We start from the raw sequence: 416 nt of genomic DNA on the forward strand, positions 1-416 counted from the left end.
GCCGCCGCCCGGGCGGCGCGGGTCGCGGACATCACTCCCGCGATCAGGGCCAAGCAGAGAAGAGCCGTCCCGGGTAATCCCAGGACCGGCGATTTTCGTGAGGACACGTGTTCTCGTACCTCTCGGAGTGTTCGGGTGACGGAACAGCTGCCCCCCTGGAGGGGGAGGGCTCGACGATTCCCCCGTTCCGGCGGACCTGCCGGGGTGACGCCGAGCGACCGTGCGGGTGCGACCGGGGGCGACGTGTCCGTGGTCGCCGGCGCAGTGCTTCGACGGGTTCGATGGTGATCCGCGTGCACGTGCCGGGGGGGGGGGGGGGCGCCCGCCCCCCGCGCGGGGCGGCGCGGGGGATTGAATCAAACAAATAGAAAGAGACCGAGAGAGACACACAGACTCAAAGGTTGAGAGTGTGAGAG

It is taken from the genome of Kitasatospora sp. NPDC059817 (assembly GCF_042731835.1).
In the GTDB taxonomy this organism is placed as follows: domain Bacteria; phylum Actinomycetota; class Actinomycetes; order Streptomycetales; family Streptomycetaceae; genus Kitasatospora.